This window comes from Symmachiella dynata (assembly GCF_007747995.1).
Taxonomy (GTDB): Bacteria; Planctomycetota; Planctomycetia; order Planctomycetales; family Planctomycetaceae; genus Symmachiella; species Symmachiella dynata.
Map to the genome: position 1 here is coordinate 5,585,458 of NZ_CP036276.1, position 19,186 is coordinate 5,604,643.

The 19,186-nt window shown below is 55.8% G+C and carries 14 protein-coding genes; 2 read left to right on the forward strand and 12 right to left on the reverse strand.

The features are described from left to right. Window positions 1-900, forward strand: a complete 900-nt coding sequence (locus tag Mal52_RS21065; RefSeq protein WP_145378489.1) for a spore germination YkwD domain-containing protein — start codon at window positions 1-3, stop codon at window positions 898-900. 40 nt (window positions 901-940) lie between these two features. Then, window positions 941-1,351, forward strand: coding sequence for an Imm7 family immunity protein (locus tag Mal52_RS21070; RefSeq protein WP_145378490.1), 411 nt, complete (start codon window positions 941-943; stop codon window positions 1,349-1,351). Between the two features lie 7 nt (window positions 1,352-1,358). Here the strand turns inward: Mal52_RS21070 and Mal52_RS21075 are convergent, their stop codons facing one another. The 12 genes from Mal52_RS21075 to Mal52_RS21130 form a co-directional block, all read right to left on the reverse strand. Further along, window positions 1,359-2,129 carry a hypothetical protein gene (locus tag Mal52_RS21075; protein WP_145378491.1) on the reverse strand — a complete coding sequence of 257 codons (771 nt, stop codon included), beginning with the start codon at window positions 2,127-2,129 and terminating at the stop codon, window positions 1,359-1,361. A 235-nt stretch (window positions 2,130-2,364) separates the two neighbouring features. Continuing rightward, window positions 2,365-3,075, reverse strand: coding sequence for a hypothetical protein (locus tag Mal52_RS21080; RefSeq protein WP_145378492.1), 711 nt, complete (start codon window positions 3,073-3,075; stop codon window positions 2,365-2,367). Between the two features lie 96 nt (window positions 3,076-3,171). Beyond that, window positions 3,172-4,569, reverse strand: a complete 1,398-nt coding sequence (locus tag Mal52_RS21085) for a DUF1501 domain-containing protein (protein ID WP_145378493.1) — start codon at window positions 4,567-4,569, stop codon at window positions 3,172-3,174. Between the two features lie 207 nt (window positions 4,570-4,776). Beyond that, window positions 4,777-5,166, reverse strand: a complete 390-nt coding sequence (locus Mal52_RS21090; protein WP_145378494.1) for a glyoxalase superfamily protein — start codon at window positions 5,164-5,166, stop codon at window positions 4,777-4,779. 75 nt (window positions 5,167-5,241) lie between these two features. Next, entirely contained in the window at window positions 5,242-6,060 is an 819-nt protein-coding gene (locus Mal52_RS21095; RefSeq protein WP_145378495.1) for a GNAT family N-acetyltransferase, read from the reverse strand. Between the two features lie 212 nt (window positions 6,061-6,272). Beyond that, complete coding sequence (locus Mal52_RS21100) at window positions 6,273-7,532, reverse strand: outer membrane protein assembly factor BamB family protein (protein ID WP_145378496.1); 1,260 nt, start codon at window positions 7,530-7,532, stop codon at window positions 6,273-6,275. Between the two features lie 5 nt (window positions 7,533-7,537). Further along, the gene (locus tag Mal52_RS21105; protein WP_145378497.1) at window positions 7,538-8,866 is read right to left on the reverse strand and encodes a Gfo/Idh/MocA family protein; all 1,329 of its coding nucleotides are present in this window, start codon (window positions 8,864-8,866) and stop codon (window positions 7,538-7,540) included. Window positions 8,867-9,066: 200 nt separating this feature from the next. Then, a complete protein-coding gene (locus tag Mal52_RS21110; RefSeq protein WP_145378498.1) occupies window positions 9,067-11,802 on the reverse strand; it encodes a c-type cytochrome domain-containing protein in 2,736 nt (911 codons plus the stop codon). A 30-nt stretch (window positions 11,803-11,832) separates the two neighbouring features. Continuing rightward, complete coding sequence (locus Mal52_RS21115; protein WP_145378499.1) at window positions 11,833-14,274, reverse strand: DUF1549 and DUF1553 domain-containing protein; 2,442 nt, start codon at window positions 14,272-14,274, stop codon at window positions 11,833-11,835. 116 nt (window positions 14,275-14,390) lie between these two features. Beyond that, window positions 14,391-16,856, reverse strand: a complete 2,466-nt coding sequence (locus Mal52_RS21120) for a PPC domain-containing protein (protein ID WP_145378500.1) — start codon at window positions 16,854-16,856, stop codon at window positions 14,391-14,393. 115 nt (window positions 16,857-16,971) lie between these two features. Continuing rightward, a complete protein-coding gene (locus Mal52_RS21125; RefSeq protein WP_145378501.1) occupies window positions 16,972-18,270 on the reverse strand; it encodes a DUF1501 domain-containing protein in 1,299 nt (432 codons plus the stop codon). A 464-nt stretch (window positions 18,271-18,734) separates the two neighbouring features. Then, window positions 18,735-19,118, reverse strand: a complete 384-nt coding sequence (locus tag Mal52_RS21130) for a LuxR C-terminal-related transcriptional regulator (protein ID WP_145378502.1) — start codon at window positions 19,116-19,118, stop codon at window positions 18,735-18,737. Between the last annotated feature and the right edge of the window lie 68 nt (window positions 19,119-19,186).

Below are 19,186 nucleotides of genomic sequence, written 5' to 3' on the forward strand. Positions count from 1 at the left end.
ATGCTCCCGCAACGCTGGATACTCAATAACCACCAATGGTATACCCTGGCAACATTGCTGTTTTTGATCGGTGGACAACAAGTCTGCGCCGCGGAACAAATCGGCCGTCATGAGTGGCAGACCGACTATTACGACGCGTATCGCCAAGCGCAACAGGAACAGAAACTGTTGTTGATCTTTTTCCGAGATACCCAAGAAACTCCCGCCGCAACGGCTTATACGGAGACCGTCCTTCCGCAAGCGGAGTTACACGAGACGCTAGACGAATACGTGCGAGTCGTGCTGCCGACGGACGTTGAGGTCCCAGGCGATGACGATCAGCCGGCGACCAGGCTTCTTGATCACGAGGCGTTTAAGCACATGGAGCAGCAACAGGGAATTGCTGTGATGGACCTGATCGATGACGAAACGGGGCAATACGGCAAACTGATCTCCGCGCATCCCTTTTCACCCGGCCGATTTTATTCGCTGCGGGCGACACAGACCGTGCTCGGTTTGCCGCGTGCAAGTATCACGCAACGCGCATTGATTTATGCCATTCGCATTCACCCCGAATCCCCTAAGAGCACCGAGAGCGACGTCGATGCACACTTGCTCTCCGAAACACACAAGCATTCGCGGGTGATGGCACGCATCGAACAGGTCGGCCACCACAATTGGGACCGCCGGTTTCACGAATTGAACGCCCACTTCGACAATCTCATCGTCGGCGAAGTCGCCGCCGTCAGTTGGGGCGGCGAAACATTAATCGAAGGCGCCAAAGACTGCGTCCACGCCTGGCGCCAATCCCCCGGCCACTGGGCCGGCGTGTCCGGCAAGCATGTGTTCTACGGTTACGATTTGGTGTTGGGGGCGAGTGGGAAATGGTATGCGACGGGGTTGTTTGCATCGGCGGAGTGAGGAGACATATTGTCCAGTTTTTCAACGAGGGTGAATCCGAATGTTTGAGTTCCACGGTTGGGCTAGGGTTCAGTATCACACCCACAATACCGATTCGATTCTTCAGGATCGCTGTTGGGACAATCTCGTTGAATATGTCGAAACAATTACCAATGAACTCGTGAGTTTGAATCGCTATAACATGTGCGATTCGGTATTCGTCACCGGGCAGCACAATCATCGCTCCGAATACGTGATTGAGCTATTCCAATGGATTGCCGATAACTCGCCAGGATCTTATGGGATCCTCTATATTCGCGATGATGAGGACAGTTCCCGATTGTCCGATTTCACAAACTGTTTTCGCGTGTGGCATCTCTGCCGGGGTACATTACACGAACTTGACGACCCATTTTTGTCGCCTGCTATTCCAACCGTAGAAGATCCTTACGGTGAATCGCGAGGAGATTAGCCGATCGTCATCCGGCGTCTTTGTTCAGCTTGTACTTTGCCCATGGAAATGATCGCGTGTGCAATTCGAAGTAACCGTCGCGAAGTAACAGACCAAAGTGCAGGAGGATCAACGTCAGTACGTCTCCATCGACGATAAGGCGTCGGCCAACATGATCAACCGCGAAAGCACCGCTCAAATCGGTATAGATACCGGTCTCTTCATTGCCCTCGACATTCGCCGCCACACAACCACGATAGAAACAGGATGATTGTCGCTGGCCATCCCACACCCAACCGAAATTGCATTCTATATCGCCGCCCCATGTGTGACATGCATAATACGCGATAACGGATTTGGTTGTGTTGGCGAACGTTTGGAGTTGACGCAACAATCCGGTAGGCGGAGTAACGTTCTGCCACCAATCCGGTGCGTCTGCAAATACGATGTCACAATCTAAGATAGGATCGTCGGACGCGGTCAAACCATCGCCAATATTAGTCCACAATACCGCATCCGCGCCGAACCACTCAGTGCCATGATTACCGCCCGGGCCACATAATTCGCGAATCACCAACAACCCATCGACAGGAAGCATCGGCCCGCGACGGACAGTCCGATGCAAATCAATGGGACCATCGTTGCCGAGGATAACCCCATCTACAACTCGTTCTTCGGATTCCATGTCGTGCAAGTGCGGAACATGGTAAATCGCATCGGCTAAAGAGGGAATCGAACCGAACGCCGCAATTACGTCATCGCGAGGTTGGGCGAATACATGTTGTGCATACCAAGTCATGATTGAGCGCTGTGAGATGTTTAGCAGTATGGTTAAAGCGTCAACGTCTGATCAAACATCCGCATATTCTAATGCGATTTGACACCATTGTATGCAACCACATTTACACATCACCCAAACAACCCCACCAGCGGCTCCCCATCGGTAATCCGGTGCGGGCGTTTTTTGGGGGGCGTGGATCACGGCGTCGTTGGGGATGCTTAGTGCTGGGAAACCCTGCGGCAGGCTACAGGGTTCATAGAGATTGCCGTTGGAATTCAGACACAATTGCTTGAATGTCCTCGTCTGATAATTGCAGTTTCAGATCAACCGCCAACTCTCTCGCTAACTGGTCATATGGCGTGTTGCCATCGAGGATATCTCTAGATTGATCGTGGTTTTGTTTAAACAACCGGTAATGCTTGACACTGATATTCCACATCTTATTCGCAGCAGACTTCTGCGCGATGTTGAAAATCAATTGAGCGTCTGTGTGGTATTGGAAGCCTACCACGTCCAGACCTTGGGGTTGACGATTATTCCAGTATTCAGCACGTGATAATAAAAATGCAGCACCTTCGATGTTGTCATTGTCGATGAGCATACATGCGTATTTGTGATATGCTCCTGGATCATCATAGGCGTAACCTACTGCCCGGTCAAAAACCTCCGTCGCTTTTTCAATTTCACCGGCGTCACTAAATTCAATCGCCCGAGTGGTCAATGCATAAGACAGGAGATATCGATTTTGTTTTGAAGGGAATTCACGAGCCAGGGCTTCCAGATAGGTCAATTCGCCTGCAAGATCGCCATGCTCTGATCGGTCCGCAGCTTTGCGAACAAGGAAATATTCCCTAAGAGGCGGATAACCAAACCACACCAACACCGTTGCGCAAACGATGAATGCAAAAGACAGACCGATTACCAAGAATAGCTTGGTCTGTAATATCCTGTTGGGAGTACGCATTGATTTTCCAAGACAATCAAAAGCTTCACTTCGGTCTCGGTATCGTTATGTACAGCTTGACCTACGCCTCGACGATTCCCCATTTGAAAACCCACATCACCCAAACAACCCCACCAACGGCTCCCCATCGGTAATCCGGTGCGGGCGTTTTTGGGGATCGTGGATCACGCCGTCGTTCGGGATGCCCAGGGCGTGGTACATTGTGGCAATCATGTCTTCGGGCTTGACCGGGTCCTTGGTGACGTAGGCGGCTTGTTTGTCGGTTTCGCCGTAGATCTGCCCGCCGCGAATTCCACCGCCGGCCAGCAGCACTGATTGGCAGGCGCCCCAGTGGTCGCGGCCCATGTCCTTGTTGATTTTGGGCGTGCGTCCGAATTCGCCCAAGGCGACCACCAATGTTTCGTCCAGCAGGCCGCGTTGGTCGAGATCGTCCAACAGCGCCGAATAGGCCAAGTCGAGCGGCGGGAGGCAGTACTTTTCTTTGAGCATGGCATAGCCGCTGATCTTGCCCAGCGAGCCGGTTCCGCCGTGGTTGTCCCACACGTTGAGCACGTTGCCATCGGGGGCAATATAAACCCAGACGACGGTCACCAACCGCACACCCGCTTCGACGAGTCGGCGGGCCAACAAGAAACTTTCGCCGTATTCGTTGCGGCCGTAGCGGTCGCGCATGCTGTCGGGTTCTTTGGTGATGTCGAAAGCACCGTGCGCCTCCGGCGAGGTGAGCATACCGAACGCCTGTTGCCGGTAATGACCGATGCCGAATTTATCGGAGGCCAACTTGTGGCCGTGCTTTTGCATCATGCGGTCCTCTTGCTCCAACAGATTGAGCAGTCCGAACCGCGCTTGCAGACGAGTGGTCGTCAGGCCGTCGGGAAGTTCGATGCTGTGCGGCGCGGGGCCGGTCACTTCGCCGGGGGTTTTGAGTTCCATCGGATCGTAACGCGGGCCGAGGAATCCGCTGTAGGTTCCGGTGTAGGTCACACCATCGTGCCCGATCGGCCGCGGAATCGTCACGCTGCCCGGCATCACGTTGGGCGGCGCAAATTTGGAAACGACCGAAGCCACGTTGGGAAAATCATTGCGATTGCGTTGATTGCGGGGGACGGCAAGCGTGTCGTTGATTTTCCCGGTGAGCGAATAATAGACGCCCACCTCATGCGTGTTGCTGTGATGCGTGTAGGAGCGGACGACGGCCATCTTGTCGGTGTGTTTGGCCATCAACGGCAATTGGTCGCTGAGTTGGATGCCCGGCACGACGGTCTCGACCGGATCAAACAGACTGCGAATGCCGGCCGGTGCCTGCGGTTTGAGGTCGAACATATCCTGCTGCGGCGGTCCGCCCCACAGGTAAAGCAGAATGCACGATTTGGCTTTTCCCCCAGAAGCCGTCTCAGCCGCAGCAGCCTGTTCGGCCTGCAACAACCCCGGCAGCGCCAGCCCGCCCAAGCCCGCTTGCCCCAACCGAATCATCGCATCGCGCCGGTGTAGCATGGTTTTTCGCCCTGTGAGTTGCGTGAGTTAGGTGGCCGCCTGACGCGAATTCATTCTGGAAATCGCAATCCTATGATAAACGGGTGCTGATGGGTTTGGGAAGTGGGAACCGATGATTGAAGGTAACAAGAGGCCTGCTTAACACCTTTTGCAGGAGCCGAAGTTCAAAGCGGGGCGACCAGTAATTGATTCCACTGCCCTTCCACATCACGCCACAAACGGCAGATCCTCGCGCGGCTCTGCGGCGAAACGGATCACGTGGCCGTCGGGGTCTTGGATCCGCATTTCCCAGGCCCAATGGAAATTGGTCGGTTCCATCACAATGTTGGCACCGGCAGTTTGAAATTCCTCGTAGAGCGGATCGAGTGCTTTCAGGCCGATCCATAACCAAGTCCCTGGATGTCCTTGCCCCTCTTGGCTGAGATAGATGCCGAAGCCGTCCCGCTCGACATAGCCGATCAACAAGTCCTCGGTGACCCATTCCCCCCGCTCGAAGCCGAGCACGTTTTCGTAATACTCGAGGCTGGCAGCAAAGTTTTTGACGTTAAGAATCGGTGCGATATTTTCGAACAAGCCGCGATTTTTGCTGGTGGACATGGCGGGGGCCTTGTATCCGGGGATAGGGGTTTCAGCGGGTTTGACGACAACTGATCCATGCTACTCCGAAATATCCTACGGCGAAACAGCAAGCCCCTCTCCGGGCATGGCCATGATGAGCTTGGTGTAGGCCATCTCAAAGCCCAAGCGGCGCGCGTTGCGTTCGGTGGCGATGCCCGGCCGGGTGTGAATCGTAACCAACGGGCAACCCAATTCCCGCGCGCGTTCTAATCGCCGGGCAATGAGCGCTGCTTGAATTCCCCGTCGCTGAAATTCGGGCAACACACTCGTTCCGAAAAGGCATGCGACCGCCGCGGTGGTCTCCATCCCCCCGCCACCCGCCGGTACGCCGTCGATCAGCGCCAGGTAATGGCTGGAGCGGGGGTGAGCGACCGTGTTGTGGGAGACTTGAAAAAAGATGTCGCTCACCGGTTCGCCAGCGGGGCGAAATCCTGAAGTGGCGACGTCGATGAAGGTGCGAGTTTGTCCTTCGTCGTGCGCATCGACAGGCACCAGTTCCAGTCCCGGCGGCCAACCATGCTCGAGCAGCGACCGCAAATCGTCATCAGCAGCGACCGTGCGGAACATCACGTTTTCAAACTCACGCAGCTCAAAGCCCCGTTTGGCCAACCCGGTGATCAAGGTTTCATCAACAAACGGGCAGACTTCAAGCCGCGGTTCCACGCCGCGCTGCACATAGAAATCGACTAGCCGGTCCAGGTCGTCATCGCTCACCGGGCCGGCCATGCCAATCCCGCACGCCTGATTCGCCCAGGACCCCATGCCGGCAAACGCCATCCATCCCCCGGCGATATGTTCGCTCTCGCTGGCAATCTCAGCTGTCCCCTCCGCTTGCCGCGTTTCTTCGAGAATTGCGATCTCTCGATAATTCATTTTTGCTGCCTTAGCATTCGATGTCGCGTGCCGAACAGATTTCAGAGGCGCGGCCTTAAAAAAAGGTTCGCGCCTAACCTGCAAAAGGGGGCTTGGCGCGCGGCAGGCGGGAGCCTGCCCTACCAGTTTTGTGCGAGGCTTTTTTATAGCGCGCGGCTCAGCAGGAGCTTCGCCCTCCCGGGATGCGGGGATTGGCATGCAGTGAGACGTTGTCAGTCGGTCAGGCGGACGCAGAGGATTTCATTGTCGTTGCGGACATACACGTGCTGGCCGGCAAAGGCGGGATGTGCCCAGGTGCGGTCAATGATGTTGGTGCGCGACTGTTCGTCGTAACCCTCGGGCGTCAGCCGCGACAGAATCAGATCTCCTTCGGCATTGAGGATGATCACACGATTCGTGTCTCCCAGCCAGACCAGATTGGCTTGCGGATTGCGGCCGCGCGGGGTCATGCGGTGCTTGTCGTCCGTCCACATTTTTTCGCATTCGCGAAACTGAAAACAGACCAGCCCACGGTTTTTGTCCAAGCTGTAGAGATATCCGTCACGATACAGCGGCTGGCACATCAACCCGCGCAAATGACGGTTTTCCTCCCACAGCAACTTGGCTTCGTCAGGCTTATCGCCCAACTCGATGGCCTTGGCGCCGTGCCAGTAACCGGTCACGAAGACGATGCCATCGCGAAAAATAGGTGTCGCGATCGAGACATCGTACTGGACTTCGTAGGGAATCGACCACTGAATCGTTCCGTCCGCCGGTTTTAGTCCCAGGATATGTCGCGGAGACCAACAGACGAGTTGCTCATTTCCGTTGTGCGAAATGATAATCGGCGTGCCATACCCGGCTGGATCGTCGCTGCTGCGCCAGACTTCCGCCCCGGTTATTCGATCCAAGGCGACATAACAACCGCCGTTGGCACCGGGATGCACGATGACGAGATTTTTCCAAATCACCGGTGAGCCGGACAGTCCCCATTCGGGAACGGTGGCATCGTCGTTGCCTAAAAAGTCGTGCGACCAAATTACGGTCCCGTCATCGGCGTCGAAACAATGCGTATGCCCCAGTGTGCCGAAGGTGTAGACACGGTTTTCGAAGACTGTGGGTGTTGCCCGCGGGCCGTTGCCGTATTCGAGTTTTCCGTAATCGGCGGCGTAGATGTGTTCCCACATTTTTTCGCCCGTGGTGCAATTCAAACACAACACGCGTTCAACCTGCTCAGGCTCGGTGGGCCGATCCATGACATACAGACGGTCCCCCACGACGGAGATCCCGCCATACCCGCCGCCGATCGGCTGTTTCCAGACTTGTTGCAGACCAGTCTCGGGCCAGCGCTCGGGAAGCTCTGGCGCTTGCCAAGTCCCATCGCCCTGCGGCCCCCGCCAGCGCGGCCAGTCTTCCGCCTGCGCAGCGAGTAGGCCCCAGCCCATCATTAGCGCGGCGGCAATTGCGAGTTGCTTGAAGAATTTGACGGACATCGACCTCAGACCCCTGCCGGAATGGCCCAGTGGCCGCCGTCGCGATAGGTGCGCGATAACATCGCCTGCGCTTCGGCATCGCCCACGACTTTTTCGGCAGCGGGATCAAAATTGACTGTCCGCTGCAAACGGTTGGCGATGGTGGCCAAATGACACAAGGCGGCGGAGCGAAAGCCGATTTCGATATCCGCATTAGGTCGCCGCGATGTCTTGATCGCATCCACAAAATCTTGTTGGTGGTTTGAGATCTTTAGCGGCACCGGATTTTTTGCGACCGGTTTGTCAATGCGGCGATTCCGTTCGTCCCAGACCAACAGCTTGCCCCGTTTGCTGAGCAACATTTGTCCTGCCGTGCCATAGAATTCCGCGCCGCTGTCGGCGTTGTAGGGATAGTTCTTGTCCCACAATCGCATTTCGAAAGTCAATTGTCGGCGACTGCCGATCGAACCGTCCCCTTCGTACTCGAACAGCGCGGTTTGCGTATCGGGATACTGTTGGTCGTCATCGAAATACGATTTACCTCCCAACGACACCACACGGGAGGGATGCGTATCGACGCCCAGTCCCCAGACTGCATAATCGAGATCATGCACGCCATCGTTCCCCATATCCCCCGTGCCGAAATCGTACCACCAATGCCAGTTGTAATGGCTGCGGTTTTCCTGGAACGGAACCATCGCTGCGGGGCCGATCCAAGTCTCGTAATCAAGACCAGCCGGCGGCTCGCTCGGTTGGGCGTGACCGATATTCGAGCGACGTTGTACGTTCCACGCCTTGGCGGCCAGGATATCGCCGATCATCCCTTCGCGGAGCATCTGAATGGCGGTGGCTGTGAAGGGATTGCTGCGTTGTTGTGTGCCGTGTTGTACGACACGATCGTTACGCCGCGCAGCTTCGACCAACAGTTGCCCTTCGCGAAAATTATGCGCACAAGGCTTTTCGACATAGACGTGCTTGCCGGCGTCGCAGGCCAGAATCGAAGCGGGTGCGTGCCAATGGTCGGGAGTGGCGACGATGACGGCATCGACCGACTTGTCATCGAGAATCTTGCGCAAATCCCCGACGGCGTGTTCGCTTTTTACACCGAACTGTGCGGCTGCTTTGTTTCGCCGTTGTTCGTCTGGATCGCACACATAGGCGATTTCGACTCCGGGCTGACCGGTAAAACCTTGCGCGACGCCTGGCCCGCGTCCGCCGCAACCGATCAAACCGACGACGAGTTTATCATTAACCCCTTTGGCCAAAACCGCAGGCGCGCCGGCCAGTACTGCGGTTGCAGTCGCAGAGGCTGCGGAAGCGGTCTTTAGAAAGTTGCGACGATCGGTATCGGCCATGCTTCAGGTCCTGCAAAAAGGTGAGATGTCACGAATTGCAATTCACGATCAGCTACGCACAACATACGCCCGGCTGTGTCCAATGAACCACTTTGCAGGATACCGTTGCCGCGATCCGCATTCAACCGGGACCAGCGCACCGCGAATGAGTACGCGACGCGCTGCCGGTTTCCAGGGATCTGTGGAATCAACTCTTTCGCTTAGGCTTTTCCGGCCAATTGCGGATGGCCTTTGACTTCGTCTTGGGTCTTTTCCACCAACTGCTCTGCGGCATCGGCAGCTTGTTTGGCGGCGGCGAATTTGTCCTTCGCCACTTGCACGGCAGCGTTTTGATCGACGACAACTTTCTTCGCGGCTTCCAAAGCGGCCACCATGGCCACGGCATTTTTCTCCGCGGCTACCAAGTCGGTCTTGGCCTTTGCCAGTGCGGCCTTGGTCTCTTCTAGAGATTTTTTGGCAGCAGCCAAGTCGGCGTTCTTCTTGTCGACCACAACTTTGACCTGAGCGGCGATCGCAGCCACATCCGCGTCTCCGCCTGATTTTTCGACGGCCTGTGCCGCCTTAGCTGCCGTTTCGTTCAACGAAGCCACAGTTGCATCCAAGGTGGCAATCGTTGTTGTGGTTGTCGCTTCTTGCGCGGTTGCCGCGGCGATGGCGTCTTTGGTTTGTTGGACCGTGGTGTTGGCGGCTTGTACGTTTGCCTCAGCGGTCGCGACTCCCGTATTCGCCTGCGCCAATTGTTCTTCGGAGCTCTTCAACTCTGCGGCAGCTTCGGCGGCAACACCGGCCAACTGTGCGTGGTTGGCTTTCACTTCAGCCAAGACGGTTAGTTTCTTGGTGAATTCGATTTCGTTTTGCCAACGAGCGACAGCCGCTTGGGAGGTGGCGACTTGTGCCGTCACGGCGTTGACCGCTTGTTGAGTCGCAGCGGCTTTGTCGACCGCTGGTTTCAACAAGGGTTCTACTGTTGCCAGTTGTTTGCCGGCCGCATCGAACGCGGCTTTGGTATCGACGACTTGTTTATCGGCGGCGACGAGTGCCTGTTTTGATTTTTCAAGCACGGCTGCCTTTTCCGGCAATGCCTTCGTGGCGGCTACCAATGCAGCGGAATTTTTGGTCATTTGCTCGGCCAGTTGTGCCACAGCCGCTGCCAGTTCTTTATCCTCAGGATTTTTCGCAGCAGCTTCTTGTGCCTTCGTGGCGGACTCCTTCAGCAAAGGAACCAACGGTTCGAGCGTTGCCATGGTTTTGGCAACAGTCTGATGTTCAGCCGTTGCTGCATCCACCGCCGCTTTCGCGGCCTTGGCGGCTTCGACGGCTTGGTTGTGTTGAGCCTGCGTGTCGGCGACCGCTTTTTTGGCGACTGCGACATCGGCCGTTGCCTTGGTTGCGGCCGCTTGTGCGGCTGTGTTGGCGTCGGTCTGTTTTTTCAGTTCGGCTTGCTGGGCAGCGAGTTGTTGCTCGGCCATGGTGAGCCGTTCGGCCAACGTGGCGGGGTTCATGGTCAAATCGCCGACCGGTTTTCCGTCAGCGGCGTTCCAGACGTGAATCGCTCCACTCCAATCGCCGGCGATCACGTGGTTGGTTTCGTCACAATGAGTAATCCGCAGGGCGATGTCTGGAAATGAAGGGAAGGCCAGCAACTGTTTGCCTGCTTGGTCCCACAGTTTCGCCGTACGATCACGTCCGCAGGAGACGAGGCGGCCATCGCGGGTGAACTCCACCGCAGCTGCGCCACCACCGTGTGCCGACCAGGTTTTAACATTGCCGCCGTTTTCCATTTCCCAAAGTCGGATGCCGCCATCTTCGCTGCTGGAGGCCAGGATGTTGGAATCGCTGCGCCAAGACAGCCCGGTGATTGCCGCGGAGTGTCCGCGGAGTGACGCATATTCGCGGGCGGTGTAACCTTCCCAGACAAACATGCCGCCGTTGCGATCACCCGTCGCTAACAGCACACCGTCGGGGCTGAATGCGATGGAATAAATCCAGTCGGTGTGTTTTTTCAATTCATGCAGTAACGAGCCGTCCGCAGTGGAGTAGATCCGCACGACGCGTGCCGGACCACCCAAAGCGACCATGGTTTGATCAGCGCTGATGTCAGCGGCTAAAACCGCGTCGAGTTCGTCACCGACTTCGATGACTCGTTCGCCGGTTTTGATATTCCAAACCACCACGCGTCCGCTGGCACCGCCCCGTCCGCCGGCAGCCAATAACAAATCGCCGGTACTGCTAAATTTGAGGACGTGGGGCACACCTTCGGGAAATGGCAGCGTCCCGAGGAATGCCAATGTCTGAGAGTGATAAAGCAACACTTGCTGCTGCCCGCTCACGGCCACGAGCGGTGCCCAAGGACTGGTGGCCAGCGCAGTGACTGCGGTTGTCCGTTCGGTATGCACAACCGGTTCAAGGTTCAATCGTCCCGGCATCGGCGGCGGTCCCTCGGGCTTGCCGGTTGGTGCGCCTTTTAATGAAAAATCGAACTTTGGCTTTTTGGGCGCCATCGCCTTACTGCCGGCTGTTTCCAATGCTCCGCCGTCGATCCATTTTTCGATGACGGCCAGCATCTCTGCCGGCATTTTTTCGGAATCGGGCGGCATTTTGGGTTCGGCTTGATGCGTGATCAACTCGAACAAATAACTTTCCGAAGCAGCGCCCGGTTCAATGACCGGTCCCGAGCCGCCGCCTTGCATCGTGCCGATATAAGAGGTCAGATCCAGGTCCGCCGTCTTCTTGTCGGTGTTGTGGCAGGAACCACATTTTTGACGCAGAATGGGCAGGACGTGATCGATGAAGTTGATTTTCGGTGCTTTATCACCCGCCGGTTTCTTGTCCGCGGCTTGCGCAACGGTTGCCAGCGTGGCAGTCACCACTGACATAGCAACGACAAGACGAATCATGGACCGTTTGGCGGTTTGATGTTTGGAAAAGTTCAACATTTTATAATCTCCGAATCACCGGAACTGAATCTAGTGATTGAATAGAAACTCACGTGAATTCATCAGTGCCCAAAACACATCTTCTAAAACAGCTTGCTGATCCTTCTCTGCGACGAGTATTGATTCCAACGCCGCTTTTTCTTTATCCGTAGGATGCCGAGTCAAGCAGCGAATATAGATCTCATCAATAATCTCTTGCGGCGATTTCTTTTCCTTGAGCCGCTGTTCGACCAGTTTGCCTTGCTTGATTTTATTGTTCACCGTATCGCCGTTGAGCAGGTGTAGGGCCTGAGACAAGTTCGGCTCCATCTTCACTTCGCAAGCACAAACAGTACCGCGTGACGCGCGACCAAATGTTTTCAAAAAGTAGGTCGACGTGTTGCCATCGGAAATCTGCACGGCGCGGGCCCCGCTCGGCAAGCCACGGAACTTGTTCTTCGTGTCGGTCACCTGCGTAACGGCATCCAGCAATACCTCAGCGCGGACGCGTCGCAGCGCCATGTGCGAGAAGTTGCTGTTGTCGGTGGCATTGGTTTCGTTGGTTTGCGTGGCCAATTGATAGGTACGTGACGTGCAGATGTCGCGGACCAGTTTTTTGAAGTCATAGTTGTATTCGGTGAATCGCCGTGCCAATTCGGCCAGCAACTCGGCATTGACCGGCGGATTGCTGATCCGCACGTCATCGACTTCGTTGATGATGCCTTTTCCGAAGAAATGCGCCCAAACGATGTTGGCCAGATTCGGTGCGAAATAAGGGTTCTCGGCCGATGCCAACCATTTGGCCATCACTTCGCGGCGATCCTTTCCAGCGACATCAGGAACCGCTCCTCCCAAAAACTTGGGAGGCATGACAGCCCCGGTCACAGGGTGCTTCACTTCACCGCGACCGCTATTGAAGATGATCTTCTCACGAGGATCCTCGCCCTGCTTGCGGCCAATTTGTGAGAAGAAGGCGGCGAACGAATAATAATCGTCCATCGTCCAGCGGTCGAAAGGATGATTGTGGCATTGCGCACATTGAATCCGCATGCCCATGAACACCTGCGCGACGTTTTCCGAAACCTTCAACGTTTCCGTTTCGGTCTGATAGTAATTCGTGGCTGCATTGGAGAATGTCCCTCCATTCGAGGCCAACAATTCCTGAACCATTTTGTCCATGGGAACATTGCTGGCAACCTGCCCTTGCAGCCAGTTGTAATAGCGGAGCATGGACTTGTAGGTCACCGCCCGGGTCGTGCGAATTTGCAGCAACTCCGCCCACTTCATCACCCAGATCTCGACGAATTCTTTACGGTCAAGCAACTCGTCCACCAGGCGATCGCGCTTGTCCGGCGCTTGATCTTGCATGAACCGGCTATATTCGTCGACTGTCGGCAAGACGCCGACAATATCCAGATGAGCGCGACGCAAAAACTCTTCATCACTGCACAATTCCGACGGTTGGATACGTAGTTTCTTGAGTTTGTCGTAGATCAACTCATCGATGTAGTTGTTCGCCGGCGTTTCCGCCCAGGTGAATTGCAACCCCTTGGGCAGCACGATGAATTGGCTTCCCACGGTGTGCGTGTCATAGCGGGCCATGATGAAGGCTTCACCGCGGTTCTGGGCTTCAACAACGCCATCCGGTGAAGTGGTCGCCGAGTTATCGTTGTTGCTAATAAACTGCGCCAGTGAGGTGACGTCGCGATCAGTTCCGTCGGAGTATTTGGCGCGTACCGTTAATTTTTGCGTGGTCCCCTGCCCGTCGAGCACGGCTCCTTTGGGGTAGAGTTCTAATTCAACGACCTGCGGGACTTCGCCGGCATCCAGCGGCGCTCCGGCTTTCAGCCAGCGAACGATTGTTGCATTGATTTCACCATCTGCGTCAAAACGTTTGCCACCGCCATGCGCGACTCTTCCGGTCGATTTCTCCAGAATCAGACTCGACTCGGGCAGCGCCAGATTGATTCGTCGTCCACTGATTTCGCGTGTTAAGCGATGGTGATCGCCGACCGGATCAAATCCGAACAACGAGAGGCGAAACCCGTCTTTGCCCCGTGCTGCGCCATGGCAGCTTCCCATGTTACATCCCGCACGCATGAAGGTGGGCATGACGTCTAAATGAAAACTGATTGGGCGGTCCGTGGTCGCAGCGGCCACTTTAACCGGAATCTTGACCGTCAAGCCGGCGTGTTCAACAACCAACTCCGTCGCCCCGTCGGCTGTTGGATACAGCGTGCTATTTTCGAGCTTCGCAAATGCCGGATCGGCCAATTTCATTGTGGCTTTTTCGGTGACGTCGCGCGTGATGCCGTCGGAATAACGGGCTTGCACGATCAATGATTGCCGATCGCGCGACGTATTTAGCTGAACGTCGGGAGGATAAACCAGGATTTCAACAGGTTGTGGCTCGTCCGCGCGCGTCATGCCGGCGGTGAGTAGCATGACTGTCAACGCCAACACAATCCGTCGCCATTGGGATACGAAATGCATGATGATTCGTGTTCCTTAATAACTCGTTCATTCCCCAGCGAATCGGGGGCCATGAGAAATATATGTCGTGGTCGTGGTCCCGCGCCTTCCTCAGCGCGAACCGGCGTACTGTGGAATTAATTTGACGCTGCAGTTCCTGCGGCGCGTTCTTTGGCTTCGAGTCGCAATTTTTCCAAACGCGTCAGTCGTTTTTCGGGTGCCGGCTTCGGCTCGGCCGGTTTTGCGGGTTCAGGTTTTGCCTTCGGCTTCGGTGCGGGGGCATCGGGCTTGGGGGGCAACGGTTCGTCGATACGCAATTCGGTGGCCCCGACGTTACTATGTACCACCGGCTCGGCGTTCTCGGTGATGATCACTTGGCAAATCACGTTTTTGTGAGTCCCCACCGGACTGGTCTTATCGGAAGTCACGGCAAAGGTGACCTCGGCAGTTTCTTTGGTAATCGCCAATTCCGGGGCAGCGACCTTATGCGGCAGCCCGACCAGACGAACGGTCGCGTTTCCTTCGAAGGGGCGACTGTGTGTCAGCTTTCCGAAGATTTCTGTCTTTTGCCCTTTTTCGACGGCTGAGCGTTCCAAGGCGATGGTCACATACGGTTCGGCGACTTCCAAGGTCGCCAATTGTGAGGCCACCCAACCTGCTCCCCCAACGTCGGCCGAGCCGAGAGCATAGATCTTCCATTTTTTGATTCCCGCACCGCCATTGGCGTTCAAAGGATACAGGACTTCGTTTTTCCCTTCAGGGATGGTCACCGAGCTGGACGCTCCGACTCCCGGGGGACGGAACGGCAATTGGACGTTGATCGCCGCGGTGAAACCTTCTTTGCGATGCGCCACGATTTTCAACTGCATCGATCCGTTGCGTACCAACGGCACTTTGGGCTCTACGATTTCCAAGTGAAACGGAAGTTCGTCCACGACCGCGATCGCCAATTTGTCCACATCGCGCCAGGAGTACAACGATTGTCCCGGTGCGGCGATGACGAAGTCGGCGCGGTTGCTATACCCGCCACTGATGTTTTTTTTCTCATCCGCATGTCGTGCGCGGAAATCGACGAGCATCCCACCCAACGGTGCATCGGCGGCGGCTTCGAAGACCACCGGCATCGTGTTCAGATTTCCGGCCATCGGCTCACAGACCATCGTGATCCCAGGGGGCAATTCCTTGGGATCTAGAATCAATTCTCCACTAAAGTTGGCGCGACTGGCGGAGATGAGCGAACCGAAACGGTTTCCCCGAGCGACAAAAATCGATTGGCGGTACTGCGAATAGCGGGCAGTACGCGGAATCCCCAATTTGAGTGTCGGCGTGACCCCGGAAAACTCGATGCGGTACACGTAGTCCGCTCCCCCTTTGCCGAGGTGATCGGTGACGCGGACGATGTACTCGCCATCTTCGGGGACTTTAAAACGAATATAGCTGTCGGGACCGCGTGAATCATCGTTGCCGGCAAGACTGCTACCGTCTGCTTTATACAAGTTGAGGACCGGATCCAACGGAGTCCGTAAGCGACGAGCGTAGCATTCGACTTCGAAGACTTGTCCCTTTTTCGCGGCGAACTTAAAGCAGTCGACATCGCCCGGTTCGGAAATAATTCCATTAAACGCCAGCGGCAATTCCGCGGGGGTCGCTTGAGCGAAGTCATTGTTCGGTTCGACCTCTAAAGCATTGCCATGCTCTGACAACCGAAATGGATTTCCCGAGGGAGCTATGCTGCCCTCCGCTGTGGCGAACACCGAGTAGTCCGGAATGATCTCCGCCGGCAGCGGCAGTTTGGCGGCGATTTCTCCGCCGGCATCTCCCAGAAACCGCACATCGATTTCTTCACCAATTTTTCCCCCAGCCGGATAAACTCCGGTGGGACGAGGGAACGTGCCAATGTGCACGCAGTAGCGGCATTTTGCGTTTCCGCCATATGCACTTTCGCGGACCTCGATAATGTATTGTCCATCTTCCGGTGCGATCACCGAGACAGCCGCATCCTGTTTGACCAGCGGCGTGTCATCGGCCGAGGCCAGTTCAAACCGTTTGGAATCCAGAATTGCCAAATAGGGGTCGAACATGGTTTCGCCCAACCTCATGCCTTCGATCTCGGCTGCGATGCGTTGACCTTTTTTGGCTTCGACCATGTAGTAGTCGACGTCTTCGTTCGTGACCACGCCATGCACGGTGACATTCAGGTCGATTTTTTGAGGTTCCGCAAATTCATTGTTCGGCTCAGCTTCATTAACGATGGGCAAAGCCCCGACGTAAAACACGCGGAATTCTGAAATCCCGGATTTCGTACGCACCTGAGCCACATGTTCGCCGAGTCGGCAGTCGGATGCGATCTTGACGGTGGCTTTGGCGACGTTGGCCCCGTCGGCTTCGATTTTGGTGACTTCAAAGCCGGGAGAATAGAAGAAGATCTCCTCGGCATCAGCCATGCGAGCTCCACTGAAGGAGATGACGCTTTCCGTTCCCCGCTGCACGCCGCGCGGCAGGATAATGTTCAGCGAAGGGGAAGCCGCGATCGCAGCGGTCCCAAACGTGCTGACAGCCAGCGTCACACAGGCACAAACACCTAAAGAAAATCGTCGCAACATGACAAACCTCTATGTTTCCATCACGAAAATCGGCAGGGCCGTTTCGAAAAACATTGATTTCACCAAAACAGGGAGCGAGCGCAGATGTTAGCAAGCGAGATTTTCGCTGCTCGGCCTAGGCCAATAGATCCTTGCGGACCTTGCCGCCGTTGACGATTTCGATGGGACGATCGCCGGGAGCCATCAGTTCTTTGTCAGCCACGATTCCCAAACACTTGTAGATCGTGGTGGCCCAGTCTTCGACGGTCAGCGGATCCTGGTCCGGTTCGCTGGCAGTGGCATCGGACGTTCCGTAAGTGATGCCGCCCTTGATCCCGCCTCCAGCCATGACGACGCTGAAGACCTTGGGCCAGTGGTCGCGACCGGCGGTGCCGTTGATTTTCGGGGTACGGCCGAATTCACTGGCGATGCAGACCAAAGTGTCCTTCAATGTGCCGCGACGATCCAGATCGCGGATCAGTGCTGCATAGGCCTGGTCGAATGCCGGGAGCTGTCTTCGAATTCCGCCGTTGATGTTGTCGTGCATGTCCCAACTGCCGTAGGTCAGTGTGACAAACCGCGACCCCGCTTCGCACAGTCGACGGGCCAACAACATCCGAGCTCCGGCGGAGTTGCGGCCGTATTCATCGCGGACCGCATCCGGCTCGGCGTTGATGTTGAACGCCTCCCGCGCTTTTTCGGAACTGACGAGCGAATAGGCCCGTTGGTAGAAACTGTCCACAGCATCCAAAGAGTCTGCTTTTTCCTTGGAGACAAAATGATCATTCACAGCCGACAGCACCGTGCGGCGACGCGTGAACCGCGTGTCATCGACGCCGCCGGGCAGTTTGAGGTCTTTGACCGTAAAGTTTTTGGCAGCGGGATCCGAACCGAGACTGAAAGCGGCGTAGGATGAACTCAGGTAGCCGGTGCCGGCATATTCGTTCGGCTGATTCGGAATACAGACGTATTGCGGCAGATGGTTCTTCGAAGGAAACTCGTGCGTCACCACACTTCCCATGCTGGGGAAGGACAAAGCCGGGCTCGGACGGTAGCCGGTGAACATATTGTGCGTCCCCCGCTCATGGGCCGCTTCGCCGTGGGTCATCGACCGGCAAATTGCCAGTTTGTCAGTGACCTGCGCCGTGTTTTTGAGCAATTCGTTCAAGCGGGTTCCCGGAACATTCGTTTCGATCGAATTCATCGGTCCGCGATATTCGATCGGAGCGTAGGGCTTGGGATCGAATGTCTCTTGGTGAGCCATGCCGCCGGGTGCGAAAATGAAAATCACCGATTTCGCCGTGCCTTCGGTGCTTTCATAAGCTTTCAGATCGGCGCGGGCTTGCTGCATTTGCAAAAACTGAGGCAAGGTCAGCCCCAATCCGCCTAAAAATCCAACATGCAAAAAATCTCGGCGTGAGGGTCGAAAGTGCATGAGAGTGCCTCCTTGGTGGGGTTCTTCCCGTAAAAACTCATCCAACGGCTCCGGGTCTCCGGAGGTGTCGCCGTCAAGACGATGATTTTGGCAAATAGTACAAACGGCGTGAATTTTCCGACGGAATGAAATTCACTTCGATGATTGCAACAGGAATTCGAATCGTGTTGTTCACAATTCAGTGGGTGGGGCCGTGGGTAGGCGTTTGGGTAGGATATCTTTTGGTGTGGCCCGCGAGGAGGGTTGTTAATCGGGGGCAACGTCCGCTCCCGTCAACAAAGGTTCTTCTAACTGTGTAATATGACAACACCGCGTGCTCAATGTCAAGCAGATCTTCTTCCAATTCCCCTTCGCTGACAAAATAGGTTTTCTCAAATCAGCACATCAAAACTGCCCAGGCAGACTTGACTGCTGCTAACGAGAGTGACCACCAGAAATCCCGCAGCATCGTTATAATCCGTCGATCAGCTTGCAGCGGACAATCTCAAATGCACCCGCATGATTCGCTGCACAAACCCAACCCGGTCATTGACGCGCAGTTTTTGAAACAGCCGGTCGATGTAGACGCGAATCGTCCCCGGGCTGACCGGTTGACCATCCTTCTTGTGCAATTGGCGGGCGATGTTAGCGCGCGTCTGCCCTTCAAAGATCAGGATCGCCACGCAGAGTTCACGGGTCGAGAGATCGAGTGCAATGCCGATCGAAATCCACTCCTCGGGAGTCAGCAGATCCTCAGCCGGATCCGCAGGTGAAAGCAAGTCCTCTTTCGACCATAGCGCCGCACGTCGCTGCAGACGTTCGGAGTCCTCGCCCGGGCTGGGGGACTTTGGTTTACGTTTCTTCGCCATCCCGTCCGTTACCTCGTTCGATCATGTTGCATGAAAACACCCCTCGTGATTCTACCCAGTCACGGCCG

Bases quoted from the DNA above. Each gene is read 5' to 3' on its own strand.
- Mal52_RS21095 (WP_145378495.1), bottom strand. From the start codon at position 6,060: ATGAATTATCGAGAGATCGCAATTCTCGAAGAAACGCGGCAAGCGGAG.
- Mal52_RS21070 (WP_145378490.1), top strand. From the start codon at position 941: ATGTTTGAGTTCCACGGTTGGGCTAGGGTTCAGTATCACACCCACAAT.
- Mal52_RS21100 (WP_145378496.1), bottom strand. From the start codon at position 7,532: ATGTCCGTCAAATTCTTCAAGCAACTCGCAATTGCCGCCGCGCTAATG.
- Mal52_RS21110 (WP_145378498.1), bottom strand. From the start codon at position 11,802: ATGTTGAACTTTTCCAAACATCAAACCGCCAAACGGTCCATGATTCGT.
- Mal52_RS21075 (WP_145378491.1), bottom strand. From the start codon at position 2,129: ATGACTTGGTATGCACAACATGTATTCGCCCAACCTCGCGATGACGTA.
- Mal52_RS21130 (WP_145378502.1), bottom strand. From the start codon at position 19,118: ATGGCGAAGAAACGTAAACCAAAGTCCCCCAGCCCGGGCGAGGACTCC.
- Mal52_RS21065 (WP_145378489.1), top strand. From the start codon at position 1: ATGCTCCCGCAACGCTGGATACTCAATAACCACCAATGGTATACCCTG.
- Mal52_RS21125 (WP_145378501.1), bottom strand. From the start codon at position 18,270: ATGCACTTTCGACCCTCACGCCGAGATTTTTTGCATGTTGGATTTTTA.
- Mal52_RS21115 (WP_145378499.1), bottom strand. From the start codon at position 14,274: ATGCATTTCGTATCCCAATGGCGACGGATTGTGTTGGCGTTGACAGTC.
- Mal52_RS21080 (WP_145378492.1), bottom strand. From the start codon at position 3,075: ATGCGTACTCCCAACAGGATATTACAGACCAAGCTATTCTTGGTAATC.
- Mal52_RS21085 (WP_145378493.1), bottom strand. From the start codon at position 4,569: ATGCTACACCGGCGCGATGCGATGATTCGGTTGGGGCAAGCGGGCTTG.
- Mal52_RS21120 (WP_145378500.1), bottom strand. From the start codon at position 16,856: ATGTTGCGACGATTTTCTTTAGGTGTTTGTGCCTGTGTGACGCTGGCT.
- Mal52_RS21090 (WP_145378494.1), bottom strand. From the start codon at position 5,166: ATGTCCACCAGCAAAAATCGCGGCTTGTTCGAAAATATCGCACCGATT.
- Mal52_RS21105 (WP_145378497.1), bottom strand. From the start codon at position 8,866: ATGGCCGATACCGATCGTCGCAACTTTCTAAAGACCGCTTCCGCAGCC.